The sequence below is a fragment of the Neobacillus sp. OS1-2 genome, from assembly GCF_030915505.1.
In the GTDB taxonomy this organism is placed as follows: domain Bacteria; phylum Bacillota; class Bacilli; order Bacillales; family Cytobacillaceae; genus Neobacillus.
In genome coordinates, this window is record NZ_CP133265.1 from 995,657 (window position 1) to 1,020,336 (window position 24,680).

The following is a 24,680-nucleotide window of genomic DNA, read 5'->3' on the forward strand; positions in this document are numbered from 1 at the left end:
TCGTTTTCCTCCTTCATAAACGAAAAGGGGTACAACTCCCCTTCTTGTTTTATTGTTGTTCCTCTTCCTTCAATCCTTTTTCCATCGCTTTCCATGCTAATGTTGCGCATTTAATGCGGGCTGGAAATTTCGCAACACCTTGAAGTGCTTCGATATCACCTAAGTCAATGGAATCATCAGGCTCTTTTCCTAGCATCATATCTGAAAAAACATGTGCTAAATTGATCGCATCATCGACTTTTTTTCCTTTAATTGCTTGCGTCATCATTGAAGCGGATGACATCGAAATCGAACAGCCTTCACCCTCAAATCTGGCATCTTCGACAATTCCATCGACCACTTTAAAGGTTAATTGAATTCGGTCGCCGCAGGTTGGGTTATTCATATTAATGGTGTGGCTGCCATCTTCCAAAATCCCGCGATTGCGCGGTTTTTTATAATGATCCATAATCACTCTACGGTAAAGTGCATCTAAATTAGAAGACATCGCTGAAATACTCCTTTGTTTTGACAAGCCCTTCAACGAGTTTATCAATATCCTCTTCTGTATTGTATAAATAGAAACTTGCACGCGCTGTGGCAGAGGCTTTCAGCCATCTCATCAGGGGCTGGGCACAATGGTGTCCGGCACGGACCGCAATTCCTTCCGCATCTAAAACAGTTGCCACATCGTGCGGATGAACCTCATTAATATTAAACGTAATAAGTCCTGCACGCTTAGCCGCATCAAGCGGTCCATAAATGGTCATGCCTTCTACAGCTGCCATTTTTTCTAAAGCGTAAGCCGCGAGCTTATGTTCATGCTCAGCAATATTGTCTAGACCGACTTCATTTAAAAAGTCGATTGCTGCACCTAAACCAACAGCCCCAGCAATAATCGGTGTACCGCCTTCGAACTTCCACGGCAGTTCTTTCCAGGTTGATTCGTACAACTCAACGAAATCAATCATTTCACCGCCGAATTCAATCGGCTCCATTTTTTCAAGTAGATGTTTTTTTCCATAAAGCACACCAATACCGGTCGGTCCGCACATTTTGTGGCCGGAAAAAGCAAGGAAATCACAATCCAAATCTTGCACATCTATGTTCATATGCGGTGCACTTTGGGCACCATCAACCACCATAACTGCACCGTTTTCATGGGCAATTTGGGCAATTTCTTTCACAGGATTAATCACACCAAGCACATTTGACACCTGCATCACTGATACAATCTTTGTATTCTCAGTGATCGTTGCACGGACATCATCAAGAGATAATGTGCCGTCTTCTTGCAGCGGAATATATTTTAACTGGGCACCAGTCCGTTTGGCGACTTGCTGCCACGGAATGATATTACTATGATGCTCCATATAGGTAATAACAATTTCATCGCCTTCTTTTACATTTGCGGCCGCATAGCTTGCTGCAACTGTATTAAGCGAAGTCGTTGTTCCTCTTGTAAAAATAACTTCCTGTGTTGATTTGGCGTTAATAAACTTACGAACCTTTTCCCGTGCACCTTCGTATGCATCTGTAGCTCTTGTTCCTAATGTATGCACACCACGATGGACATTGGAATTGATTTCACGATAATATTTATCAACCGCCTCGATGACTTGAAGCGGCTTCTGTGATGTCGCCGAGCTGTCTAAGTACACGAGGGGATTGCCGTTCACTTCTTGGTCAAGGATAGGAAACTGTTTACGAATATCCTGGATATTCATTAGCGTACTTTCCTTTCAATTACTTCAGTCAGCTGTTTCTTTACTCCTTCAATCGGAAGTTGTGTCACAACTGGTGCAAGGAATCCATGAATCACTAAGCGTTCCGCTTCTGTTTTCGTAATCCCTCGGCTCATGAGGTAATACAATTGAACGGGATCAACACGGCCTACAGAGGCGGCGTGACCAGCCATTACATCATCTTCATCAATTAACAAAATTGGATTCGCATCGCCGCGTGCTTTTTCACTTAAGATTAGAATGCGTGAGGTTTGTTCCGCATCGGATTTAGATGCACCGTGCTCAATTTTTCCAATTCCATTAAAGATAGATGTAGCACTTTCCTTCACAACACCGTGATTCAAAATATTTCCATTCGTATGCTTTCCAAAATGAACCACTTTAGTGGTAAAGTTTTGTATCTGCTCACCGCGTCCGACAACCACTGTTTTCGTATCTCCAGTAGAGCCATCGCCAAGAAGATTGGTTGTGTTTTCCGAGATCGTATTACCCTCGTTCATTAAACCGAGAGCCCATTCAATCTGGGAATCTCTGCCAGCAACGCCACGGCGGTTGACATAAGTAGTAATTCCCTTAGCCAATGTATCTACTGCACCATATCGAACTTTTGCATTCACATTCGCGATGACTTCAGTCAAAATATTCGCTAATGTATTAGATGTTTCCATTGTGGAAAAATAGTTTTCAACGTATGTTACTGAACTATTATCTTCTGCCACCACAATCACATGGTTAAACAGATTTGCTTCCGCATCATCATGGACAAAAACAGCTTGGATAGGTTCCGTAATTTCCACATTTTTTGGAACATATAAGAACACCCCGCCATTTACAAGTGCTGCATGAAGTGCTGTCAAACGATGTTCATCGACATTAATAGCCTGCGTCATATAGTACTTTTTCAACAAATCTCCATGCTCTCTTGCTGCCGTGAAGATATCCGTAAAAATAACACCTTTGCTTTTTAAGTCTTCAGACAAAGTTAAAAAAGCCGGAGTTTGATTTCGTTGAATGTATAAATTCATCTTTTCAGCATCCAGATCAACTAACGACTTTACTTCTTCCGGAAGCTCCGCAAGTGATGCATAGACATCACTTTTTACCGTATGCTGATTGAACCCAGTAAAATTCCATTTATCTATCTTCGTTTTATCAGGTCTAGGCATTGGCAATTGTTCGAAATCAGCTAATGCCTTTAGACGAAACTCTTCAAACCACACAGGCTCGTTCATTTCTTTTGAAAAAGAACTGATTGACCCGTTGTCAAATGGTAATTTTGTTTCTGTTGTCATTTTAATCCTCCTAACACTCTCTTACGCTTCTTGCCCAACTGTTTCATCTTCAATTCCGAGTTCTTGCTTGATCCAGTCATATCCTTCTGCTTCTAAGCGTTGTGCCAGTTCCGGTCCGCCTGATTTCACGATACGGCCTTGCATCATAACGTGCACATGGTCAGGAGTGATATAGTCTAATAGACGTTGATAGTGAGTGATCACTAAGCAGCCGAACTCTTCGCCGCGCATTTCATTAATACCCTTTGAAACAACTTTTAGGGCATCGATATCGAGTCCTGAGTCGATTTCATCAAGAATTGCAATCTTAGGCTGCAGCATCATTAATTGCAAAATTTCGTTACGCTTTTTCTCTCCGCCTGAGAAGCCTTCGTTTAAATAGCGTTGAGCCATATCGAGGTCCATTTCAAGGAATTCCATTTGTTTATCCATTTGACGGATAAATTTCATAAGGGAAATCTCATTACCTTCGCCACGGCGGCTATTAAGGGCTGAACGTAAAAAGTCTGCATTTGTTACACCATTAATCTCACTTGGATACTGCATTGCTAGGAATAAACCTGCACGAGCGCGCTCGTCTACTTCCATTTCAAGAACATTTTGTCCGTCTAATGTAATGTTACCGCTCGTTACTTCATATTTTGGGTGACCCATGATGGCCGATGATAACGTGGATTTACCAGTACCGTTTGGTCCCATGATGGCATGGATTTCTCCACCCTTTATTTCAAGGTTTACCCCTTTTAAAATTTCTTTCCCATCAATTTCTACATGTAAATCTTTGATCGCTAAAGTTGATCCAGCCATATCTATACCTCCGAAAAGAAAGTTTTGTATCTTATAGACCCATGGGGACTATGTTCTATTCTCATTTTATTCTCATTCCAATCTTATAACAAATGAAATGTATTAGCAACTCCTAAACAGTAAAAACTAGGGAGCCATTTTCATTAAGCCAATCCTAAATGAGAATGGGAGTATTCCTTTAAAAAAGATTCAGACAACCGTTCTTTTATGTAAAATGCACCCGTTTAAAATCATACCTCATTTTTTAGGCTTTTCCAACTGAATTCAAGTGTAAAATCCTTTCTATTTTTACCCAACCCACTGGATTCATGTATGCGGTTACCCTGCTCGCGTAGAAACAGCAAAAGCCAGTGAAGGGTTCACCGGCTTTTGCCTTTCTTCCTATTTATATATTACTCAGATACAGGTACAACGGCACCTTCATATTTTTCAAGAATGAAATCTTGAATTTCCTTTGAATGAAGGACTTCAACAAGTGTTTTAATGGCTGGCTTGCTTTCGTCACCTTTACGAACGGCAATCACGTTTACATACGGTGATTCTTTATCTTCAATGGCAATGGAATCCTTCACAGGGTTTAAGCCGCCGTCGATCGCATAGTTTGAATTGATTAACACGGCATCTCCTTCGCCATTGTTAAAAATTTGCGGTAATAACTTCGCTTCATAGTTAGCATCGAAATTAAGCTTCTTAGGGTTTTCGACAACATCTTTAATTTCAGCTTTTGTTTTATCGATTCCGTCTTTTAATTTGATTAAGCCTTCTTTTTCAAGTAATGAAAGTAGACGGCCATGGTCAGCGACAGAGTTACTCATGATTAAGTGGGCACCTTCTGGAAGATCGCTAAGCTTTTTGTATTTTTTTGAATAAATTCCGATTGGTTCGATGTGAATTCCGCCAGCATTAACAAAGCCATAGCCAAATTCTTTGTTTTGAGACTCTAAGTATGGAATGTGTTGGAAATAGTTAGCGTCTAATTCTTTTGACTTTAACGCTTTGTTAGGTAAGACATAGTCTGTAAATGTTTTAATTTCAAGATCAATGCCTTTTTCTTTTAAAAGTGGTTTTGCTTTTTCAAGAATTTCTGCATGCGGAACCGTAGATGCTCCAACAACTAATTTGCTTGTTTCAGATTTATCGCTAGTCCCTTCAGACTTTTCCTCTGATTTCCCACATGCTGCTACAACAAATACAATCGATAATGCTAAAAGTAAACTAAGTATTTTCTTCATTTTGACCTCTCCTTTTATCGTTTATCTAATTTTGAAGTGATAAAATCACCAATAAATTGAACTATAAACACAATGATTAATATGATGACGGTTGCGACAAACGTGACATCGTTTTGACCCCGTTGAAACCCATAATTATAGGCCAGATTCCCTAAACCACCGGCACCAATCGCACCTGCCATCGCCGTGTAACCGATAAGGGCAATCGCGGTAACTGTAATCCCGGATATAAGCGCCGGCATCGATTCTGGCAGCAAAACCTTCCAAATAATTGTTCCCGTTGTGGCACCCATTGACTTAGCGGCTTCAATGACCCCTTTATCAATTTCTCTAAGGCCAATTTCCACCATCCTCGCATAAAACGGGGCAGCTCCGATAATCAGTGCCGGCAATGCAGCGTCTTCGCCAATCATGGTTCCTACCAAGAATGTGGTAAAAGGGATTAATAATACAATTAAGATAATAAACGGGACTGAGCGAAAAATATTGACAATTCCACTGATTACGGCGTTAATCGGTTTATTTTCCCACATGTTTCCTTTTGTGGTTAAAAATAAGATCAATCCAAGTAATGTGCCTAAAATAAAAGTTGCTAGAACCGATATTCCCGTCATGTAAAGAGTATTTTTTGTTTCCTGCCACATGATCAGCCAATCCACATTCGGAAAATATTCTTTAATCATTTGTGACCACCTCCACTCCTACCTGTTGTGAACGAATAAAGTCGATTGCTTTGTGAACTTCATCATCGTCCCCATCGATATGAATGAAAAGCGTTCCGTATGATCCACTTTGTGTTTGCGAAATTTTCCCCTGCAAAATATTAACGATTACGTTATGATGGCGGATTAAATTCGTAATCAGCGGCTGCTCTGCAGATTCGCCAATAAACGTCAGTTGAACAATCCTTCCTGAACGATATTGGTCAAGTAAATGATCTGCTGTTTCCTTTGTTTCTTCAGGCTCTGAAACCTGCTGCACGAATCGTTTCGTAATCGGCTGCTGCGGGTTTTTAAATACATCGAGCACCGTACCGAGCTCCACGACACGACCGCTCTCCATCACCGCAACCCGGTGACAAATTTTCCGAATAACATGCATTTCATGTGTAATCAAAACAATCGTTAACCCAAGCCGTTTGTTGATATCTACTAACAATTCTAATATCGAATCGGTCGTTTGCGGATCCAGTGCCGAAGTTGCTTCGTCACAAAGGAGTACTTTTGGGTTATTGGCGAGTGCTCTGGCAATCCCAACTCGCTGCTTTTGTCCACCGCTCAGCTGTGAGGGGTACGCATTTTCGCGTCCTTCCAAGCCCACTAACTTTACCAACTCTTCGACTCTTTTCTTTCTTTGCGTTCCTTTAACACCCGCAATTTCAAGTGGAAAAGCAATATTTTCGCTAACTGTCCTTGACCACAGCAAGTTAAAATGCTGAAAAATCATACTGATCTCCTGACGTGCTTTTCGAAGTTCAGCGCCCTTGATTTTTGAAATGACCCGTCCGGCAACCGTGACACTTCCCTCGGTTGGCAGCTCCAGCCCATTTAACATCCGGATCAGGGTACTTTTTCCGGCACCACTGTAACCAATTACACCGAAGATTTCTCCATTTTTAATCTCAAGGTTTACATCATCTACTGCTTTCAGTTCACCTTGCTTCGAAGGATAAATCTTGCGGACACTTTTTATTGAAATCACCTAAAATCACCTACTTCTTATCCTGATTATCCGTTACTTGAATATAGGGTTTGACTGTTTCTGAGAAAATATTTCAGAAAAATAAAAGCGGAAAGCGCCTGAAGCTAGACAATTCTCAAAGTTGAAAATTTCTTTCCTTTTCCAAAATAAAATGCCTTTCTGCACAGGCAGAAAGGCATCACGAACTAGACCTTTCTCCCATCTTCCAAAGCCTACGCTTTGTGTGAATTGGCACCATTTCAATAAAATATATTGACGGTTGCCGGGCTTCATCGGGCACATCCCTCCACCTCTCTTGATAAGAGCTAACAGCATTCTATATTCAATTAACACGTTAAATTATTTAAGTAAATTATTTTACAAAAGCTATCGTATCACGGATAAAAAATAGTGTCAATAAAAAGATTCTTCATTTTCGGAAAATTGAGTGGAAAAGCGCTAGTCGCTGAAGCCGGTCCATTCTCTCAAAGTCGAACGTTTTTTTCTTTTCCTTATTACTTAGGCATTCGCCTTAACTGACGCCAAGCCTGTTGCTGCTTCAATTGCTGCTTCGAGATCCTCAATTAAATCCTCCACATTCTCAATACCAATGGAAAGTCGGATTAAATCCTCCGATACACCTGCCGATTTCAGTCCTTCAGCATCTAATTGCTGGTGTGTCGTACTTGCCGGGTGAATAATTAAGCTTTTTGCATCACCCACATTGGCCACATGCGCCCAAAGTGACAGGGAATCAATCAATTTAGCTCCTGCTTCTTTGCCTCCCTTAATGCCAAAGACGACCATTGACCCTGCACCTTTTGGTAAATACTTTTTCGCTAGCTTCTGATCTGGGTGCGATGGATGCCCCGGATAGGATACCCATGCAACGGCAGGGTGATCTTCTAAATATTCAACTACTTGCTTCGTATTAGCCACATGCTCCTTCATCCGGACATGGAGCGTTTCGAGTCCAAGCGTAAATTGGAAGGCATTAAGCGGACTTAGGGCAGGACCGAGGTCGCGCAATAATTGCACGCGGGCTTTAATAATGTAAGCTATAGCACCGAGTGCTTCGGCATAAACAAGGTCATGGTAGCTTGAGTCAGGTGTCGTGAAGCCCGGGAATTTCGGTGAATTCCAATCAAATTTGCCGCCATCAACAATAATTCCGCCAGTTGTTGTCCCATTACCTAGCAGCCATTTTGTCGCCGAGTGAATGACAATATCAGCACCGAATTCAATTGGACGGCAGAGATACGGTGTCGCAAATGTATTGTCAATAATTAATGGCACTCCCGCTTCATGTGCGATGTCCGCCACTTTTTCAATATCAAGGAGGCGTAGGCTTGGATTCCCAATCGTTTCTGCAAAAACGGCTTTTGTTTTTTCCGTAATTGCTGCACGGAAATTTTCCGGATCATCCGGGTTAACAAATTTCACGTTTATTCCATATTTAGGGAGGGTAACAGCAAATAGATTATATGTTCCGCCATAAAGGTTTGATGCAGAAACAATCTCATCCCCTGCCTGTGCAAGGTTTAGAATTGCGAGTGTGATCGCTGCCATGCCGCTGGCAACCGCAAGGGCGCCGACTCCGCCTTCTAATAATGCTACTCTTTCTTCAAAAACCGTTGTTGTCGGATTATGAATTCGGGTGTATATGTAACCTGGCTCCGCTAAACTAAATAGATTTGCTGCGTGCTCGGTATTTTTAAATTGGTAGGCATTGTTTTGATAAATGGGAACAGCACGTGCACCTGTTACCGGATCCGGAGCTAACCCTCCATGTACACTTAATGTTTCAAAACGATATTTCTTTTGATTTTCTGCCATTCTCGCTTCCTCCTTGTTTTAAAAGCGTAAGCGCCTTGCTCAGCCCCGACAAGCATAAGGCTAGCCCTGCAAGAAGGCGTTTTTTGCCTTCTGAAAGGGATTGACTTATGACCTCGAGGGGCTAGGCGCTGAAGCTAGATAGATTACAAATTTCAAACGGTAAACTAATTAAAAATATAAAACCCCACTTCATGAGAAGAGGGGTCACTCTCTTCTCATCTCCCAGAGCGCCATTGCTCTGCTGGATTTAGCACCGTGTTCCATACCGGTTGCCGGGCTTCAAAGGGCCAGTCCCTCCGCCACTCTTGATAAGAATGCTTTATTAAGTTATCTTAATTGATTGAATATTTAAGTAATACATTACAGCAAGTTCAATTCCGAGTCAATAACTTTGTTTAAATTATTTTTGCAAGTGGATGTTCCTGTGCTTTTGTTAAAAAGAAGATCGATTCTAGTAATAGTATGGTTCTTAATGGTGCTGAAACTTTTAGCCGCCCCTGCTGTTCAAGAACACGCAGCCTTTCCGTCCCATTGAGCAGCTGCTTCATTGCGGCAGGGGAGCCAGTGATCTCGTATTTCGACGGTTGTACTTCTGAATTTTGCAGGCTCATGATGGTGCTATTTTTGATTATTAATTGGACGATCTGTTCCCCACATCTTAGGTTAATTTGTACGTCCGCTTGATGAATGAGGGGAAGGACATGGGCTTGGTCCTGGATTTTTACTAAAAAGGTATTTAGCACTTCGATCATGTTCACCACTCCGGTCTCCTTGCTTATAAAGTACTAATTCAGCAAGCAGATACGGAATCCTTTTATTATCACTCGACAATTTCCTGAGAAATATGTCGGATTTACATGAGAAGGCCTTTTTTTTGGAAAGTGTTAAAAAGTATTCAAATCTTCATCTTCCTTCGCTAAGTTATTTTTATAAAATGAAAGTTAGAAAGGACGTGGAATATGTGTTATAAACCTCGAGCGAAACCAATGGAAGCAATTATTCTAGAATTCCTAAATGGTAGAATGTTTTTGGCTGAAAAGGACAAACAGCGCCTGCATTATCTCGTCAAAGGCTATGAGGGTGAAGTGATGTTTGACGCATTAACAGAGAAGCTTCACTGTCAAAGGTATACGCTAAATGACTTATTGCTTGATTCTAGCGGCAGTACCTTTCAAATTGATTCATTGATGGTAACTCAAGAGCCTTTATACCTTTTCGAAGTGAAAAATTTTGAAGGAGATTATTTTTATGAAAATGGCAGGTTCCATCTAGTTTACAAGGATAAGGAGATTAAGAATCCATTGCAACAACTAGAACGAAGCGAATCCTTACTCCGGCAATTTCTTCAGAATTTGGGTTATAAACTCCCAATTGAGGCGTACGTTGTCTTTATCAACCCCGAGTTTCACCTATATCAAGCCCCTCAAAACTTACCTATTATTTATCCAAATCAACTCAATCGTTTTATGAATAAAGTGAATAAAAGGCCATCTACTTTAAATGGCTTCCATAAAAAGCTTGCAGACCAATTAGTTTCTATGCATCAAGTTAAGTCCCCCAATGATAAGTTACCCCCATATGATTATGCAGGTCTGAAAAAGGGTAATTTGTGTGCTGCTTGCCACTCCCTTAAAACTTCTGTTGTTGAACGTAAACTTTTTTGTGATGTATGTGGTCACATAGAATTGCTTGATCATGCTGTTTTGCGAGGTGTGGAGGAGTTAAGACTACTTTTTCCTGGGATGAAGATCACCACTGTTGTCGTTTATGATTGGTGTGGTATGGCAGTGTCGATGAAGACCATTAGGAGGGTTTTGATGCAGAACCTTAGAATTAGTGGAAAAACAAAGGGATCCTTTTTTATGTAATTTTGTTGATTTGCATTTTCCGGGGTATAAATCACTTTTTTTTAGCGACAGTGGCTTCTTTTTCCGGCTACTAGGCACAATTATTTTTTTTGTGCCCGCGGCGGCTCTTTTTTCCGGCTATCGGTCACAATTTATCTTTTTTGTGACCGTGGCGGCCCTTTTTTTCGGCTACCGGTCACAATTATTTTTTTGTGCCCGCGGCGGCTCTTTTTTCCGGCTATCGGTCACAATTTTCCTTTTTTGTGACCGCGGCGGCCCCTTTTTCGGCCTCCGGTCACAATTATTTTTTTGTGCCCGCGGCGGCTCTTTTTTCCGGCTACCGGTCACAATTTTCCTTTTTTGTGACCGTGGCGCACTTTTTTCCGGCCTCCGGTCACAATTATTTTTTTTGTGCCCGCGGCGGCCCTTTTTTCCGGCCTCCGGTCACAATTATTTTTTTGTGCCCGCGGCGGCTCTTTTTTCTGGCTATCGGTCACAATTTTCCTTTTTTGTGACCGCGGCGGCTCTTTTTTCCGGCTACCGGTCACAATTTATCTTTTTTATGACCGCGGCGGCCCTTTTTTCCGGCTATCGGTCACAATTACTACCACGAATCCCCACACCAAAAAGCAGATGCTACCCGCATCTGCTTAAGTTAAATATTCTTTTATTTTTTCCAACAAATAGGGCACGGAATGAAATGCGTAAAGGGTCTCTTTCACTTGGCCGCCTCGTACAATTAATAAACACGGCACACTTTCTACCGCAAATTCTGCTGCTACATCAGGATAAAAATTCAAGTTCATTTTTCCCATTTTAACGTCTACGAGTTCCTCAACCACAGATAGCATCTTTGACGCTACCTGACAGGTGCCGCATAGGGGGGTATAAAAATATAGTATCCCGCTTTCCTCATTGCCAAGGAAAGCAGTCAAATCCTTTCGATTCCATTCGTTCATAACTATTTAACCCATTTCTAAAAACTCAGTATGCACATCGATATTCGCTCCTAGGAGAACGGTTGCCAAGTGGTGTACTGGCGCGGTCGCTACCTCGCGATACATGCGATCAATATATAAATGTTCAGCCTGTGGAAACTCCCTTTTAAAGCGTTTGCGAAGCTTCTCACCGGCAGCATCAGCATCAACAAGAATATAGACATCTTTGTCCTCGAGAAAATCAATCAATTCATCCAATTTGGTGTGACTGATGGTCCCGTTTGTACAAATGATTTCAACCGGTTCCTTAACAATATTCTTTACCTTATTTTTATCCGATTTCCCTTCGACAATTAGAACTTTGTCAACATACGAATCATTCATATCCACATCACCTGTATTAGAAAGTTGTTTATGTTAACATATTCTAAAATATTGATTCCGTGTGCATCTTTAACTATAGCATTATTGTTATGATAAAAGTAGGGTTTTGCATACTCATGAGGTCTACCTGCCCTTAGATTCAACCCGTCACACGTTCATTTTATTATAGGCTTCCCGATTTTAGTAGAAGAAAAAGTGGGAATTTAAGAGAAAAAGCACCCAACAAGGTGCTTTTTCAAATGTATGATTAGTCTTCTTTTGTCATTGCTTCATATTGTTCCGCAGTCATTAGCTTGTCTAACTCACTTGAATCAGAAAGCTCCACAACAACCATCCATGCTTTTTCGTATGGAGATTCATTGACAAATTCGGGGCTGTCGCTTAGATCTTCGTTTACTTCAACAACTTTACCGGTGACTGGTGCGTAAAGCTCAGAAACAGTTTTAACGGATTCAACGCTACCAAATGGTTCGTCAGCAGTTACTTCATCGCCTACTTCTGGAAGCTCAACGAAAACGATGTCGCCTAATTCATGCTGAGCAAAGTCAGTAATTCCAACACGGACTCTTTCCCCTTCAACCTTTACCCACTCATGTTCTTCAGAATAACGCAATTCTTTTGGTGTACTCATTAGCTCAAATCCCTCCATTATTTTTTCTTAAATCTATCATCGAAATAAATCGATTTCCCATTAATCATAACTTAAAGCCACATCTTCTCAAACTCTTCTTCTTTAAAGCCCACTGTGACACGTTCACCATCTGTTACTATCGGTCTTTTGAGTAACATTCCGTCAGATGCAAGCAAATCAAGCAGTTCGTCCTCGGAGGCAGATTTCATTTTATCCTTGATCCCTAATTCCCGATATTTCAAACCACTCGTGTTAAAAAATTTCTTTAATTCTAAGCCGCTTTTTTGATAAAACGCCTGCAACTCGTCACGGGTTGGGGGCTGTTCCACAATATGTATTTCTTCATAGGAAATCTGGTGCGCATCAAGCCATTTCTTTGCGTTTCGGCATGTGCCGCATTTGGGATACCAGTAAAAAGTCAGAGACACTTGTTTCACCGCCTTTTACTAAAATGTGATCGCGTCAATAGAATAGTACCATAACGTTTTTTAAAATCCTAACAAGTGGCCTTAAAAGTTCTCCCTAACAAAAATTCGACTAATTTCGTAAAAACCCTTCCCTATTCTAAAATTATTTTTTCAAAAAGGAAAACTCCCTTCAAGAAAGAAGGGAGCCTTGCTCAATTAAACAATATAACGTTCAGCTTCGATTAATACATCTGCTGCTTCACGTTTTTTCGCAATCACGTTGATTGGGGTATGACGTGTAAATTTGCGAAGGGAAGACAACATCATGCGAAGTGTGTCTCCATGTTCAACCGCTACTAAAGTTTCTTTCGCAGTAGCTTCGATTTCATTGAATGCTTCTTGACAGAAAATCTGTGTATAAAGAAGTTTTTGCTTGCTCTTTTCTAATCCGTCTTTGGCGATGGCCTTTTCTGTACGTAAAACGACAGATTCCATTGCGTAAACAGCAGAGACAATGTCAGCAATATTCGCTAGCACTTCTTGCTCTCTTTCGAGGGCCTTGCCAAATTTCTGTGCCGCTAAACCAGCAGATAGTAACGCAATCTTTTTCGCATTTTTTACAAGGTATTTTTCTTGTGCAAGTGGCTCATCACCTGGCTCCTCCGGCATGAGCATCATAAGTTCCTCTTGAAGCGCCATAGCTTTTTGGAATAGTGGAAGCTCACCCTTCATTGCTTTTTTCACAAGAGTTCCCGGAACAAGAAGGCGGTTAATTTCGTTTGTACCTTCGAAAATACGGTTAATACGGGCGTCACGATATGCTCTTTCAATCGGATATTCTTGCATGAAGCCATAGCCGCCATGAATTTGGACACCTTCATCTACAACGTATGATAATACTTCACTTGCGAAGAATTTGTTAACCGAGCACTCAATGGCATATTCTGCAATTGAATTTGCCACCTTCTTTAAGTCCTTTGCTTCTTCCGTAGAAAGCTGGCCTTGGTTGTCTTCATATAAACCAATGGTACGATAGACTGAGCTTTCAGCGGCATAGATTTTAGATCCCATTGTTCCAAACTTTTCTTTTGTCAAATTAAACTGGGAGATTGGTGTTTTAAATTGCTTGCGGCCGTTTGCATATTTTACCGTCATATCAAATGCCTTTTTAGAGCCGCCGACACCGCCAACTGCTAATTTGTAACGTCCAATATTTAAGATGTTAAAGGCAATGACGTGACCTTTGCCATATTCACCTAATAGGTTTTCAACAGGGACCGCAACGTCTTCTAAAATGAGTGTACGAGTGGATGAACTCTTGATTCCCATTTTCTTCTCTTCTGCTCCAGTAGATACACCCGGATACTCTCTTTCCACGATAAATGCGGAGAAATGTTCGCCATCTATCTTTGCATAGACAACAAAGACATCTGCAAAACCAGCATTAGTAATCCATTGCTTTTCACCATTTAGAACATAGTGAGTACCCGCCGCATTTAATTTTGCCGTTGTTCTGGCACCAAGGGCATCTGAACCGGATCCCGGCTCTGTTAAAGCATAGGCAGCAATCTTTTCACCTGATGCTAATGCAGGTAAATATTTTTTCTTTTGCTCATCGTTTCCGAATAAAACGATTGGCAGCGAGCCAATCCCCACGTGGGCGCCATAAGATAGAGAAAAACCGCCAGCCCCAGACATTTTCTCTGTAATGACAGATGAGGTCACCTTATCTAATCCTAAGCCTTCAAACTCTTCCGGAACGTCAACAGCTAAAAGACCAAGCTCACCCATTTTCTTTAACAGCTTTACCGTACGATCAAATTCATGGTTTTCCAAGTGTTCTATTTGTGGAGCCACTTCTTTTTCAATAAAATCGGCTGCTGTTTGCGCAATCATTAAGTGCTCTTCAGAGAAATCCTCTGGTGTAAAAATATCTTCAAATGACAAATCTTCAATTAAAAAGCTTCCGCCTTTAACGAATTTTTTAGTTTCAGTCATGAAAAATTCCTCCTAATCCTTTTTTCATGGGGCTAGAGTTGAAAGCCCCATGGTTGTAATTTAAAGTAATTCGAATACCCCGGCAGCACCCATACCGCCGCCGATACACATGGTAACAACACCAAATTGCTGATTTCTACGTTTCAATTCATGGATTAAGCTTAACGTCAGCTTTGCACCCGTACAGCCTAGCGGGTGACCAAGCGCAATTGCTCCACCATTAACGTTAACGATTTCTTCGTTAAGTCCTAGTTCACGAATAACTTGCAGTGATTGCGAGGCAAATGCTTCATTCAATTCAAACAAATTAATATCGGATAACTCTAAACCAGCTAGTTTAACGGCTTTTGGAATGGCGACAACAGGGCCGACACCCATAATTTCCGGTGGAACGCCGCCAACAGCAAATGATCTGAATTTGGCTAATGGCTTTAAGCCAAGTGATTCTGCTTTTTCACGATCCATTACCATCACTGCTGCAGCCCCATCACTTGTTTGCGAAGCATTTCCAGCTGTTACTGAGCCCGTTACGGAGAAGGCTGGACGTAACTTTCCGAGTGTTTGCAGGTTTGTATCCGGACGAACCCCTTCATCCTGTGAAAACTGAATCGTTTTTTCAACAAGTTTATTATCATTTCCAACCGTGCGAATCGTTACATCAACCGGTACGATTTCATCCACGAATTTACCTTCAGCAATGGCTTTAGCAGCACGCTGGTGACTTCTTACCGCAAAAGCATCTTGATCTTCGCGGGAAATACCATATTTCTGTGCAACTTGCTCCGCTGTATGTCCCATTCCCATATAATATTGCGGAGCTGTTTCGGCAAGTTTAATATTCGGACGAACCACATGCCCCATCATCGGGATCATGCTCATTGATTCCGCGCCGCCGGCAATCGCTGTATCTGTGTGACCAAGCATGATTCCTTGCGCCGCATAGGCGATGGCCTGCAAGCCAGACGAACAGAAACGATTAATAGTAATAGCAGGGACTGTATATGGCAGTCCTGCCAAGGCACCAATGTTACGAGCCATGTTATTTCCTTGTTCCGCTTCCGGCATCGCACAGCCGATAATTAAATCATCTATATTTCCTTCATAGTTTCCCGCACGTTTTAATGTTTCTTTTACAACTAACGCTCCCAAGTCATCAGGGCGAACATGGGCAAGCGTTCCTTTCTTTGCCTTACCAACCGGGGTACGCGCTCCGGCAACGATTACCGCTTCTCTCATGCAAGTTCCCTCGCTTTCTCTCAAATTAGGGGGTCAGACCCCTTGTTTAGTTTCTTAACGGTTTGCCCTTCACAAGCATGTGCTGCATGCGCTGCTGTGATTTTGGTTCTGCAATCAGGCTAAGGAAAGCTTCTCTTTCTAGATCTAATAGATATTGCTCATCCACTTCTGTTCCAAACGGTACTTTACCACCGGCGATGACATAGGCAATTTTCTTCGCAATCTTCATGTCATGTTCAGAAAGATAGCCGGATAAGCGCATTCCTTCTGCGCCCAGTAACAATGTCGCATAGCCCGTTTCTCCCACTACCGGAACCTTTTTGCGCACTTTTGGTTTATAGCCCTGTTCATGGAGGGCAAGTACGGCCTGTTTCGCATCATAGATCAGATGATCGCTATTGAAGCTGATACCATCTGAAGCATCTAAGAAGTTATTTTCACGTGCTTCTTCAGCAGAAGTTGAAACCTTCGCCATCGCAATCGTTTCAAACACTTTATTGGCTACATTTTGTAGATCAAATGGAATGCCATTTGGCAGGTTCTCTAAATGCTTCATGTAAAGCTCTTTATTACCGCCTCCGCCAGGCAGTAAGCCAACACCGACTTCGACAAGACCCATATACGTTTCAGCAGATGCTTGGATATGTGCTGTCGGCAGGCAAACCTCTGCACCTCCGCCGAGTGTCATTCCAAATGGTGCCGCGACCACCGGCTTCGCGCTGTATTTCACTTTCAACAACGCACTATGAAGGTGGCGGACAATCATATCAAGTTCATAAATATTATCATCCTGCACTTCCATTAACATCATCGCCAGGTTCGCGCCAACACAGAAGTTTTTGCCCTGGTTGCCAATCACAAGACCTTTATAATTTTTCTCAACTTCATCCACCGCATAATTAATCATTTGCACGATATCGAGACCAATCGCATTGTTTGGTGAATGGAATTCTAAGAGGGCAACACCGTCGCCAAGGTCAATTAAACTTGCGCCACTATTCTTTTTAATAACACCCTTTTGTTTTTTTAGTTTTTTAAGATCAATTGCTTTTGGATTATATTCCACTAGTCTATATTGACCGTTATCATAGTAGAACTGCTCCCCGTTTTCTTCTAAGTAGAAAGAGGAATTTCCTTTTTCAAGCATTTCTGTCACCCATGCTGGAACTTCTATACCTGCTTCTTGCATCTTTTTAACAGATTTTTCAACGCCAATTGCATCCCATGCTTCGAATGGACCCATTTCCCAGCCAAAGCCCCACTTCATCGCACGGTCGATTGCTACGATATCATCGGCGATTTCACCTAACAGCTGTGCAGAGTAGACAAATGACGCTGTGAAGGTGTTCCATAAAAATTGTCCAGCTTTGTCATTTGCATATACAAGCGCTTTCAATTTATTCCCTGTGCCTTTTTCCTGCTTTGCTAACTCAACGGCAGGTGTAGACAGCTTTTTACGTGGGCCATATTCTAATGTATTTGGATCTAATTCCAGAATTTCTTTTCCTTTTTTCAAAAAGAATCCTTGTCCGGATTTGCTTCCAAGCCAGCCTTTTTCAACCATTGCTTTTAAGAAGGCGGGTACTTCAAATACTTCTTTCTCCTTGCCATCCACTTGGTCATACACATTCCCGGCAACATGATAGAAGGTATCTAAACCAACTACATCAAGGGTACGGAAGGTAGCACTTTTAGCGCGGCCAATTAATGGTCCAGTTATCGAGTCGACTTCGCCAACACTTAAACCGGCTTTCAGCATTTCTTGCACAGTGACAAGCAGGCCGTATGTCCCAATCCGGTTAGCAATAAAGTTTGGTGTATCTTTCGCCACTACCACACCTTTTCCAAGTACATCCTCACCGAATGTTTTCATGAAGGAGAGAACTTCCGGGTCTGTGTATTGGGTTGGAATGACTTCTAATAATTTCAGGTAGCGCGGCGGGTTAAAGAAGTGGGTGCCAAGGAAATGCTTTTGGAAGTCGTCAGAACGGCCTTCTACCATTGCTTCTACCGATATTCCCGAAGTATTAGAGCTGATAATGCTGCCTGGCTTACGGTATTGGTCCACTTTTTCAAATACCTGTCTTTTAACGTTAAGGTTCTCGACAACGACTTCGATGACCCAGTCAACCTCTTTTAATTTAACTAAATCATCTTCTAAATTTCCTGCTTCGATAAGGGCTATGTTCTTTTTCGCCGCTAGTGGTGCCGGCTTTTGCTTCAATAATTTTTGAATGTTTCCTGCACTGATGCGATTACGTACTTGTTTGTCAGCTAATGTGAGCCCTTTTGCTTCCTCATCTTTGGTTAATTCTCGCGGCACAATATCCAGTAATAATGTTGGAATGCCGATATTTGCGAGGTGGGCAGCAATTCCTGAGCCCATTACTCCAGATCCTAGGACAGCTGCTTTTTTTATCAATTGGTTCAACATTGTCTCCCCCTTCAAACTTTGAATGAATACTCATTCATTTTTATGTCAAAAAAAATTCACTTATGAATGAGTTCTGCTACTACTTACTATAAAATATTTCGAAAATTTGTGCAATCCATAAACGCGGAAAATTGAAATTTTTTTGAACTTTTCTTTTTAGCAAAATAAAAGTTCCTGATTGGGCATGCTATTACGTGAGGTGATAACGATGGCGAAAATGAAAAAAGATCCTTCCAAAGCAGGCGTTAGTGCCGCTAGTGTGAAGGGAAATGCCGGGCCTGGCAACGAAGAGGCTCATTTAGATAAGAAAAACAGCCAAAATAATCAATATAAAAGATAGGAAATCGGAGGGATAACGATGCAGCAGCAAAATATGAATATGCCAAACATGAATGCACAAAACCAACAAATGAAGATGCAGCAGCCCCCTGGGGTGGTTTCAACAAAAGATGCACTTTACTTAACCGACATGATGTCATGGAATTTACTATCTGCCAAAAAGGCACACTTCTTTGCCGGCCAATGTCAGGATCCTGAGGTAAAAGCAGCGGCGGCAAAATGCGGGCAAATGCATCAACGTCATTACCAGCAGCTCCTTCAACACATGGGTCAGCACGCTAGTCAGCAGCAGCCGTTAAACAACATGCAATGAGAAATGGAGGTTTTTATGATGAATCAAAACCAGCAAAAAATTCAAAATCCAGAAACGCAAGTACCAAAGACACCGCAAATGAATGATCGTGATTTCATTAACGATTTATTGACAACAGAGAAATATATGACGACTTCCTATAGCATGGCAATGCATGAGGCGAGTCATCAAGGGCTATACCAGGATATCATGCAAATTTTCAACGAAACTGAGCAATGCCAGCGCGAACTTTATAATTTGATGTTCCAAAAAGGCTGGTATGCCATTGAAGCAGCTGACCAGCAGAAACTGCAACAATCGTATCAGCAATTCCAAGGGTATACCAATCAATTTCCTAATGGCGGGACGCTGCAATAAAATAAGAAACCGGGGGATTTAAAATCCTCCGGTTTCTTATTTACTAGAATTTTTTTCATTGGACTTTGAGAAATGTCCAGGCCATACGCCGCTGACCAGGGCACTTCCGCTTTTCTTATTTCGCTGATTTCCGATGTTCTTCATTCAATTGTTTGATTTCCTGAATCATTTGCTTCATTTCTTCCCGTGCATCAGGGTATAGTGAACTCCAATGGTTGATTAATGCCGGCATCGACTTGGCAATATGAGAGTACAGCGCCCAGGCCTTTACCTTTTCCTTTGTTTCGGCACCCGATTCCCCAACTAATAGTTCACTATATTTTTCAAGCAAAGCGTTGAACTGCTCCGCAAATACTTTCTCCATCATGACACCTTCCATCTTTCGCCAAATGAGTACATGGACATGTTTTGCAGCGTTTCCCTGCAGGTAGCTGATAGGTAAAACAGCATGTCTTTCTAATTCTAATCTCTTCATCTCGCTCTTCTACATACGTCTTTTCAGTAAAGTATTTATGCAATGGGTTTAAATGGTAATCCCCAAACAGTTGTCCTTCTGCTTCTAGCAATAAATAGCGAAAATCATCTCTCACGTTAGCATTCTCGCTATCTTTCCATTCACTTTCATAAAGCCAGAATATGTATATAGCGATATTCTCCCACAGAATCAGTTTAGAAATTCTGACTGTCTTTTCCATCTGTGCAATAATGGGGTAAATATTTTTCGCAAACAGATCCTTCAGAATATGATCGCGCCATTCGGAACGATTCTCACTTGCATCCAATTCTTCCACAGCTGAATCCACCAAAGTTAAGGACGGGAGCCAATTTTCCCCTTGTACCGGTAGCTCCATCTCCACATTTTCCAATGACACATTCAATTTTTTATTCCAGGCGGTCATCGCATAAAGCGCCATTACTGCTATGAAGGCATACCTTTTGATGAAAATCGATGCCGCTACTTTTTCATTCGGTGCCCCGAGCGTCTCTGCTAATTTTTTCAAATAGTCCTTGAGGAACGACTCATCCAGCAGTTTGGCAACGCAGACAGAATGATTTAAACTGGCATCGAACCTGTATTTTTTTAACTGAATTCTTTCTTGATCTGTCATTGGGTTAGCCATTTATCGCTACCGCCTTATCAATAATACATCTGCCTTTACCGTAAGGGATGCACAATGGAGTTCCAAATAGCGGATCCATCGTTACCTCACAGTCCATGCCAAAGACATTTTTGACCAAGCCGCAGTTGATGACATGCTCGGGTTTCCCTTGTGCGTAAACCTTCTTGTCCTTAATGGCAACCACATTATGGGCATAGCGGCAGGCAAGGTTGAGGTCGTGAAGCACCATCACAACGGTTCTATTTTTCATTTCATTTAATTCAAACAGCAAATCAAGAATTTCAATTTGGTGGGTCATATCCAAATATGTCGTCGGTTCGTCCAAAAGGATAATATCCGTATCCTGTGCCAAAGTCATCGCAATCCATGCCCGCTGTCTCTGCCCTCCGGAAAGAGAATCAACTGTTCTCCCTTTTAACTCTTCCAAACGAGTGGCTTTAAGGGCATCATTGACCTTTTTTTCATCTTCCTCAGACCATTGTTTGAGCCAGGTTTGATGCGGGTAACGACCTTGTTTGACGAGTTGAAGAACGGTTAACCCCTCCGGAGCAGTCGGTGACTGCGGCAGTATCGCCATCTTTTTGGCAATTTCTTTTGTAGAAAGCTTAGCAATTGCCTTTCCTTCAAGGAGGACTCCCCCGGACTTCGGCTTTAGGAGACGGGCAATTGAACGAAGCAAAGTGGATTTCCCGCAGCCATTCCCGCCAATAAAAACGGTAATTTCACCCTTTGGAATTTTCAAATCCAACTCATTAATAATGAGTGTCTCTCCGTAGGAGAGGGATAAATTTTTCGTTTCAATCGCATTCATCATCCTGCCAGCTCCTTTATGACTTTTATCTTAAGCGTTCCTCGTTTTAAATAGTAAGTAAATAAAGTACGGTGCGCCGATTCCGGCCGTAAACACTCCTGCAGGCACTTCTAACGGTGAAAACATCGTTCGACCGATTAAATCAGCCACCATCACTAAGATTCCGCCCAGCAGTGCTGAGGTCGGAAGCAATGCGCCAAAAGACGATCCCACTAACCTTCGGGCCATATGCGGTGCCATCAACCCAACAAAGCCGATGCCCCCGGCAAAAGCAACCGAACTGCCAATCAAAGCCGTACTGATCATTAACAGTAGAAAACGTTGTCTTTGCACCTTGCCACCTAAACCGGTTGCCACCTCATCACCTAGCTCTTGAATATTAATCGCTCTTGCTGCCACCATTGCAATGATGAGAAAAATGACCGTCCACGGAACAAGTGTCGCGACATTTTTCCAATTGGATCCATAAACCGTGCCAGTAATCCAAATATTTGCTTGGCTCGCCTGGTAAATCGGCCCCATAATCATCATTAAAGTCGTTAACGCCTGCATCAAGGTGGAAATTCCAATACCAATCAATACAAGTCTAATTGGCGAGACCCCATTTTTCCAGGCTAGGAAGTAAACGAGCAGCGCCACAATCCCTGCACCCAAAAAGGCGGCTAACGGCAACCAGGCTATGCTGATGGTTAACGCATTATTTTTGTCACTAAATAGGGCTAAGAAGGCCACTACCGCAACTGCGGCTCCCCCGGTAATCCCAAGGATATCCGGTGAGGCAAGCGGGTTACGAATCATCCCTTGTAAGATGCCGCCCGCTACCGCTAAAGACATTCCTACCATTAAGGCGACAATAATTCGTGGTAAACGAAAGGATGTAATGATTAGCTTTTCCATTTCAGGGCCGCCACCAAATAAAACTTTAACCACCGTTAACGGGTTAATTTTCATTTCCCCTATACCGGTACTAGTTACAAATACGATGAAGGTAACAAGTAGCAGAATGATAAAGATAAATGCAGCCCTTTGGTCGATTAAAAAGGACAGTTTGCCCTTAAACGGACGAAAATTTTTATATTTACTCATCGGCCATTGAACCCCCTTCTCGCAATGTAGATAAAGAATGGAGTTCCAATAATGGCTGTCATGACTCCGACGGGTACTTCGGAGGGCATTAAAATATATCGTGCAGCGATATCGGCGGCAAGTAACAGGATTGCCCCCAGAACACCAGATAAAGGAATTACCCAGCGATGATCAATACCAATGATCGACCTCGCAATATGGGGAATGACGATTCCGACGAAGCCTATCGGCCCTGCCACTGCCACGGAACCACCGGCCAATAAAATGACTATCACACCAATGGCAATTTTAATTAATCCTGTGTTGAGCCCAAGACCCTTTGCGACATCTTCCCCCATGGACAGGATATTCATTTTTCCAGCAATCAGAACGGCACCTAACCAGCCAACGCCGATAAATGGTAACACGGACATAAGCGTCGAAAGCTTCCGGCCTTGTACAGACCCGGCAAGCCAAAACAATACCTGCTCAAGTGCCGCTTCATCTACAACCAGTAAACCTTGGGTAAAAGATGAAAACATCGCGGCTATTGCAGCACCCGCCAAGGTAAGCTTCATCGGTGTTAATCCCTCCAGGCCGAAGGAACCAATCCCGTAAACACTAATGGCCGCAACTGTTGCGCCAAGAAAGGCGAGACCGTTGAAGGCTGTTAAATCATTGACTGAAAATAAGGTAACGGCTGCAACGACAGCAAAGCCTGCACCGGCATTAATCCCGAAGATTCCCGGTGAAGCGAGCGGGTTCTTGGTTAATGTCTGCATCAAAACCCCTGCTATTGCTAGGCTTGCTCCTACTGCTGATGCAATTAACGCACGTGGAAGTCTAACAGTTTGAATAATAATATGTTCGTTTGAGCCATTATAATGCGTAAAGGAATCCATTGCCGTTCGCCAGCTAGTATCTGTATAGCCGAAAATAACACTGGCACACATTAATAGAAGCATGACTAGAACCGCGGTTATAAACCCAACCCATTTTAATGATATATTTTTTAACAGCATTTGCTTGAAACCTTCCTACCAGCTTTATTGTTCATTACCATTAGTCTATCTTTAATTGATAACCATTGTCAATGAATTTGATAATCACTTTCAATTAGTCATTGACAACTTGTGCAAGGCACATTATGATAAAAATGTCATTGAAAATGATTATCATTTACATTTATAAAAGGAGGATACATACTTATATGAAGTCAGTAAAAACAGTACTTTCTCTTTTCTCGGTCATGGCGCTTCTTTTATTAGCGGCTTGTGGTGGAAATGAGGAAAAGACAACAGACAAGAAAGATACACCAAAAACAACGGAAGAAACGTCCTATACCGTTGAACATGCGATGGGTTCTACTCCTATTAAGGGTACCCCAAAAAGAGTTGTCATTCTCACGAACGAAGGAACGGAAGCACTTTTGGCAATGGGGGTAACTCCTGTCGGTGCTGTTAAATCTTTTACTGGTGATCCTTGGTACGATCATATTGCCGATAAGATGAAAGATGTAAAGGTAGTTGGGGTGGAAAGTGAAGTAAACGTAGAGGCCATAGCAGCACTAAAGCCTGATTTGATTATCGGTAATAAAATGCGTCAGGAAAAAATTTACGATCAATTAAAAGCGATTGCACCAACTGTATTTGCGGAAACCCTTCGTGGTGATTGGAAAGAGAACTTTAAGTTATATGCTAAAGCACTTAATAAGGTAGATAAAGGCAATGAAGTCATTGAAAAATATGACGCCCGCATTGCTGACATGAAAGAAAAACTTGGTGATCGGAAAAATATGAAGGTGTCTATGGTCCGCTTTATGGCCGGCGAGGTTCGTATTTATCACAAAGATACCTTCTCAGGTGTTATCTTAAATGACCTTGGCTTCGCCCGTCCGGAAAGTCAAAATGTTGAGGATTTTGCCGAAAGAAACGTGACGAAGGAACGGATTCCAGCAATGGAGGGAGATATTCTTTTCTACTTCACGTATGAAACAGGTGATGGCAAAGGTTCTGAATTGGAGAAAGAATGGATTAATGATCCATTGTTCAAGAATCTAGAGGTAGCTAAGAAGGGTGAAGTTCACAAAGTGAGCGATACGATTTGGAATACCGCAGGCGGCGTCCTTGCTGCCAACCTGATGCTTGATGATATTGAAAAGATCTTTTTGAAAAAATAAGCTTCAAGGACCGCCTATGTGATGGGCGGTCCTTTTTTTATTCTGCGTT

General features: G+C 42.1%; 26 protein-coding genes and 2 riboswitches. Of the genes, 5 read left to right on the forward strand and 21 right to left on the reverse strand.

Features of this window, described 5'->3' with window-relative positions; all coding sequences use genetic code 11:
• Nucleotides 1-49: 49 nt before the first annotated feature.
• The 9 genes from sufU to RCG19_RS05235 all read right to left on the reverse strand — a co-directional run bounded on the left by sufU (nt 50) and on the right by RCG19_RS05235 (nt 9,329).
• Nucleotides 50-487 (reverse strand): Fe-S cluster assembly sulfur transfer protein SufU, encoded by a 438-nt coding sequence (gene sufU / locus RCG19_RS05195; RefSeq protein WP_166239459.1) that lies wholly within the window; start codon nt 485-487, stop codon nt 50-52.
• Complete coding sequence (locus RCG19_RS05200) at nt 477-1,706, reverse strand: cysteine desulfurase (RefSeq protein ID WP_308109933.1); 1,230 nt, start codon at nt 1,704-1,706, stop codon at nt 477-479. The genes sufU and RCG19_RS05200 overlap by 11 nt, the downstream gene beginning before the upstream one ends.
• Nucleotides 1,706-3,016: a Fe-S cluster assembly protein SufD gene (gene sufD, locus RCG19_RS05205; protein WP_166239463.1), complete on the reverse strand. Its 1,311-nt coding sequence runs from the start codon at nt 3,014-3,016 to the stop codon at nt 1,706-1,708. Before sufD ends, RCG19_RS05200 begins: the two co-directional genes overlap by 1 nt.
• Before the next feature lie 21 nt (nt 3,017-3,037).
• Nucleotides 3,038-3,823: a Fe-S cluster assembly ATPase SufC gene (sufC, locus tag RCG19_RS05210; protein ID WP_166239465.1), complete on the reverse strand. Its 786-nt coding sequence runs from the start codon at nt 3,821-3,823 to the stop codon at nt 3,038-3,040.
• Nucleotides 3,824-4,215: 392 nt separating this feature from the next.
• Entirely contained in the window at nt 4,216-5,055 is an 840-nt protein-coding gene (locus RCG19_RS05215) for a MetQ/NlpA family ABC transporter substrate-binding protein (protein WP_308109934.1), read from the reverse strand.
• A gap of 14 nt (nt 5,056-5,069) precedes the next feature.
• Nucleotides 5,070-5,738 carry a methionine ABC transporter permease gene (locus tag RCG19_RS05220; protein WP_166239469.1) on the reverse strand — a complete coding sequence of 223 codons (669 nt, stop codon included), beginning with the start codon at nt 5,736-5,738 and terminating at the stop codon, nt 5,070-5,072.
• Nucleotides 5,731-6,756, reverse strand: a complete 1,026-nt coding sequence (locus RCG19_RS05225; protein WP_308109935.1) for a methionine ABC transporter ATP-binding protein — start codon at nt 6,754-6,756, stop codon at nt 5,731-5,733. Before RCG19_RS05225 ends, RCG19_RS05220 begins: the two co-directional genes overlap by 8 nt.
• A gap of 195 nt (nt 6,757-6,951) precedes the next feature.
• Nucleotides 6,952-7,061, reverse strand: a riboswitch (SAM riboswitch).
• A gap of 193 nt (nt 7,062-7,254) precedes the next feature.
• Nucleotides 7,255-8,571, reverse strand: a complete 1,317-nt coding sequence (locus RCG19_RS05230; RefSeq protein ID WP_166239473.1) for an O-acetylhomoserine aminocarboxypropyltransferase/cysteine synthase family protein — start codon at nt 8,569-8,571, stop codon at nt 7,255-7,257.
• A gap of 212 nt (nt 8,572-8,783) precedes the next feature.
• Nucleotides 8,784-8,886: riboswitch (SAM riboswitch) on the reverse strand.
• An 80-nt stretch (nt 8,887-8,966) separates the two neighbouring features.
• Entirely contained in the window at nt 8,967-9,329 is a 363-nt protein-coding gene (locus RCG19_RS05235) for a hypothetical protein (protein ID WP_374049578.1), read from the reverse strand.
• A gap of 201 nt (nt 9,330-9,530) precedes the next feature.
• Between RCG19_RS05235 and RCG19_RS05240 the strand changes: the two genes are divergently transcribed.
• Nucleotides 9,531-10,439 carry a nuclease-related domain-containing protein gene (locus RCG19_RS05240; RefSeq protein WP_308109936.1) on the forward strand — a complete coding sequence of 303 codons (909 nt, stop codon included), beginning with the start codon at nt 9,531-9,533 and terminating at the stop codon, nt 10,437-10,439.
• A gap of 629 nt (nt 10,440-11,068) precedes the next feature.
• Here the strand turns inward: RCG19_RS05240 and RCG19_RS05245 are convergent.
• The 7 genes from RCG19_RS05245 to RCG19_RS05275 form a co-directional block, all read right to left on the reverse strand.
• Nucleotides 11,069-11,377, reverse strand: coding sequence for a thioredoxin family protein (locus RCG19_RS05245; protein ID WP_308109937.1), 309 nt, complete (start codon nt 11,375-11,377; stop codon nt 11,069-11,071).
• Nucleotides 11,378-11,383: 6 nt separating this feature from the next.
• Nucleotides 11,384-11,740 carry a toprim domain-containing protein gene (locus tag RCG19_RS05250; RefSeq protein ID WP_007088111.1) on the reverse strand — a complete coding sequence of 119 codons (357 nt, stop codon included), beginning with the start codon at nt 11,738-11,740 and terminating at the stop codon, nt 11,384-11,386.
• 247 nt (nt 11,741-11,987) lie between these two features.
• Nucleotides 11,988-12,371 (reverse strand): glycine cleavage system protein GcvH, encoded by a 384-nt coding sequence (gene gcvH / locus RCG19_RS05255; protein WP_166239699.1) that lies wholly within the window; start codon nt 12,369-12,371, stop codon nt 11,988-11,990.
• Between the two features lie 71 nt (nt 12,372-12,442).
• On the reverse strand, nt 12,443-12,799 hold the full coding sequence (locus RCG19_RS05260; protein WP_308109938.1) for an arsenate reductase family protein: 357 nt from the start codon (nt 12,797-12,799) through the stop codon (nt 12,443-12,445).
• Nucleotides 12,800-12,994: 195 nt separating this feature from the next.
• Nucleotides 12,995-14,776 (reverse strand): acyl-CoA dehydrogenase FadE, encoded by a 1,782-nt coding sequence (locus tag RCG19_RS05265; RefSeq protein ID WP_308109939.1) that lies wholly within the window; start codon nt 14,774-14,776, stop codon nt 12,995-12,997.
• Between the two features lie 60 nt (nt 14,777-14,836).
• Entirely contained in the window at nt 14,837-16,012 is a 1,176-nt protein-coding gene (locus RCG19_RS05270; RefSeq protein ID WP_308109940.1) for an acetyl-CoA C-acetyltransferase, read from the reverse strand.
• Between the two features lie 46 nt (nt 16,013-16,058).
• Nucleotides 16,059-18,446 (reverse strand): 3-hydroxyacyl-CoA dehydrogenase/enoyl-CoA hydratase family protein, encoded by a 2,388-nt coding sequence (locus tag RCG19_RS05275; RefSeq protein WP_308109941.1) that lies wholly within the window; start codon nt 18,444-18,446, stop codon nt 16,059-16,061.
• Between the two features lie 208 nt (nt 18,447-18,654).
• Between RCG19_RS05275 and RCG19_RS05280 the strand changes: the two genes are divergently transcribed.
• From RCG19_RS05280 to RCG19_RS05290, 3 genes are read left to right on the forward strand one after another with little or no spacing between them, the layout of a single operon-like run.
• A complete protein-coding gene (locus RCG19_RS05280) occupies nt 18,655-18,786 on the forward strand; it encodes a YuzL family protein (RefSeq protein WP_166239489.1) in 132 nt (43 codons plus the stop codon).
• An 18-nt stretch (nt 18,787-18,804) separates the two neighbouring features.
• Nucleotides 18,805-19,098 (forward strand): hypothetical protein, encoded by a 294-nt coding sequence (locus RCG19_RS05285; RefSeq protein ID WP_308109942.1) that lies wholly within the window; start codon nt 18,805-18,807, stop codon nt 19,096-19,098.
• Nucleotides 19,099-19,116: 18 nt separating this feature from the next.
• Nucleotides 19,117-19,455 carry a spore coat protein gene (locus tag RCG19_RS05290; protein WP_308110933.1) on the forward strand — a complete coding sequence of 113 codons (339 nt, stop codon included), beginning with the start codon at nt 19,117-19,119 and terminating at the stop codon, nt 19,453-19,455.
• Nucleotides 19,456-19,570: 115 nt separating this feature from the next.
• On the opposite strand, the gene RCG19_RS05295 is transcribed toward RCG19_RS05290, so the two are convergent.
• The 5 genes from RCG19_RS05295 to RCG19_RS05315 are packed head-to-tail and all read right to left on the reverse strand — an operon-like array spanning nt 19,571 to nt 23,474.
• Nucleotides 19,571-19,819: a DUF2573 family protein gene (locus RCG19_RS05295; RefSeq protein ID WP_308109943.1), complete on the reverse strand. Its 249-nt coding sequence runs from the start codon at nt 19,817-19,819 to the stop codon at nt 19,571-19,573.
• Nucleotides 19,779-20,576 carry a siderophore-iron reductase FhuF gene (gene fhuF, locus RCG19_RS05300; RefSeq protein WP_308109944.1) on the reverse strand — a complete coding sequence of 266 codons (798 nt, stop codon included), beginning with the start codon at nt 20,574-20,576 and terminating at the stop codon, nt 19,779-19,781. Before fhuF ends, RCG19_RS05295 begins: the two co-directional genes overlap by 41 nt.
• Nucleotides 20,569-21,387: an ABC transporter ATP-binding protein gene (locus RCG19_RS05305; protein ID WP_166239705.1), complete on the reverse strand. Its 819-nt coding sequence runs from the start codon at nt 21,385-21,387 to the stop codon at nt 20,569-20,571. The genes fhuF and RCG19_RS05305 overlap by 8 nt, the downstream gene beginning before the upstream one ends.
• 30 nt (nt 21,388-21,417) lie before the next feature.
• Nucleotides 21,418-22,473 (reverse strand): FecCD family ABC transporter permease, encoded by a 1,056-nt coding sequence (locus tag RCG19_RS05310; protein ID WP_308109945.1) that lies wholly within the window; start codon nt 22,471-22,473, stop codon nt 21,418-21,420.
• Entirely contained in the window at nt 22,470-23,474 is a 1,005-nt protein-coding gene (locus RCG19_RS05315; RefSeq protein WP_308109946.1) for a FecCD family ABC transporter permease, read from the reverse strand. The genes RCG19_RS05310 and RCG19_RS05315 overlap by 4 nt, the downstream gene beginning before the upstream one ends.
• 188 nt (nt 23,475-23,662) lie before the next feature.
• On the opposite strand from RCG19_RS05315, the gene RCG19_RS05320 reads away from it, so the two are divergent.
• On the forward strand, nt 23,663-24,631 hold the full coding sequence (locus tag RCG19_RS05320; protein ID WP_308109947.1) for an ABC transporter substrate-binding protein: 969 nt from the start codon (nt 23,663-23,665) through the stop codon (nt 24,629-24,631).
• The last annotated feature ends 49 nt before the right edge of the window (nt 24,632-24,680 follow it).

Excerpts from the sequence above, each read along its gene's own strand:
- sufU (WP_166239459.1), bottom strand. The coding sequence starts at position 487 with ATGTCTTCTAATTTAGATGCACTTTACCGTAGAGTGATTATGGATCAT.
- RCG19_RS05200 (WP_308109933.1), bottom strand. The coding sequence starts at position 1,706 with ATGAATATCCAGGATATTCGTAAACAGTTTCCTATCCTTGACCAAGAA.
- sufD (WP_166239463.1), bottom strand. The coding sequence starts at position 3,016 with ATGACAACAGAAACAAAATTACCATTTGACAACGGGTCAATCAGTTCT.
- sufC (WP_166239465.1), bottom strand. The coding sequence starts at position 3,823 with ATGGCTGGATCAACTTTAGCGATCAAAGATTTACATGTAGAAATTGAT.
- RCG19_RS05215 (WP_308109934.1), bottom strand. The coding sequence starts at position 5,055 with ATGAAGAAAATACTTAGTTTACTTTTAGCATTATCGATTGTATTTGTT.
- RCG19_RS05220 (WP_166239469.1), bottom strand. The coding sequence starts at position 5,738 with ATGATTAAAGAATATTTTCCGAATGTGGATTGGCTGATCATGTGGCAG.
- RCG19_RS05230 (WP_166239473.1), bottom strand. The coding sequence starts at position 8,571 with ATGGCAGAAAATCAAAAGAAATATCGTTTTGAAACATTAAGTGTACAT.
- RCG19_RS05240 (WP_308109936.1), top strand. The coding sequence starts at position 9,531 with ATGTGTTATAAACCTCGAGCGAAACCAATGGAAGCAATTATTCTAGAA.
- RCG19_RS05245 (WP_308109937.1), bottom strand. The coding sequence starts at position 11,377 with ATGAACGAATGGAATCGAAAGGATTTGACTGCTTTCCTTGGCAATGAG.
- RCG19_RS05250 (WP_007088111.1), bottom strand. The coding sequence starts at position 11,740 with ATGAATGATTCGTATGTTGACAAAGTTCTAATTGTCGAAGGGAAATCG.
- gcvH (WP_166239699.1), bottom strand. The coding sequence starts at position 12,371 with ATGAGTACACCAAAAGAATTGCGTTATTCTGAAGAACATGAGTGGGTA.
- RCG19_RS05265 (WP_308109939.1), bottom strand. The coding sequence starts at position 14,776 with ATGACTGAAACTAAAAAATTCGTTAAAGGCGGAAGCTTTTTAATTGAA.
- RCG19_RS05270 (WP_308109940.1), bottom strand. The coding sequence starts at position 16,012 with ATGAGAGAAGCGGTAATCGTTGCCGGAGCGCGTACCCCGGTTGGTAAG.
- RCG19_RS05275 (WP_308109941.1), bottom strand. The coding sequence starts at position 18,446 with ATGTTGAACCAATTGATAAAAAAAGCAGCTGTCCTAGGATCTGGAGTA.
- RCG19_RS05280 (WP_166239489.1), top strand. The coding sequence starts at position 18,655 with ATGGCGAAAATGAAAAAAGATCCTTCCAAAGCAGGCGTTAGTGCCGCT.
- RCG19_RS05285 (WP_308109942.1), top strand. The coding sequence starts at position 18,805 with ATGCAGCAGCAAAATATGAATATGCCAAACATGAATGCACAAAACCAA.
- RCG19_RS05290 (WP_308110933.1), top strand. The coding sequence starts at position 19,117 with ATGAATCAAAACCAGCAAAAAATTCAAAATCCAGAAACGCAAGTACCA.
- RCG19_RS05295 (WP_308109943.1), bottom strand. The coding sequence starts at position 19,819 with ATGGAGAAAGTATTTGCGGAGCAGTTCAACGCTTTGCTTGAAAAATAT.
- fhuF (WP_308109944.1), bottom strand. The coding sequence starts at position 20,576 with ATGGCTAACCCAATGACAGATCAAGAAAGAATTCAGTTAAAAAAATAC.
- RCG19_RS05305 (WP_166239705.1), bottom strand. The coding sequence starts at position 21,387 with ATGAATGCGATTGAAACGAAAAATTTATCCCTCTCCTACGGAGAGACA.
- RCG19_RS05310 (WP_308109945.1), bottom strand. The coding sequence starts at position 22,473 with ATGAGTAAATATAAAAATTTTCGTCCGTTTAAGGGCAAACTGTCCTTT.
- RCG19_RS05315 (WP_308109946.1), bottom strand. The coding sequence starts at position 23,474 with ATGCTGTTAAAAAATATATCATTAAAATGGGTTGGGTTTATAACCGCG.
- RCG19_RS05320 (WP_308109947.1), top strand. The coding sequence starts at position 23,663 with ATGAAGTCAGTAAAAACAGTACTTTCTCTTTTCTCGGTCATGGCGCTT.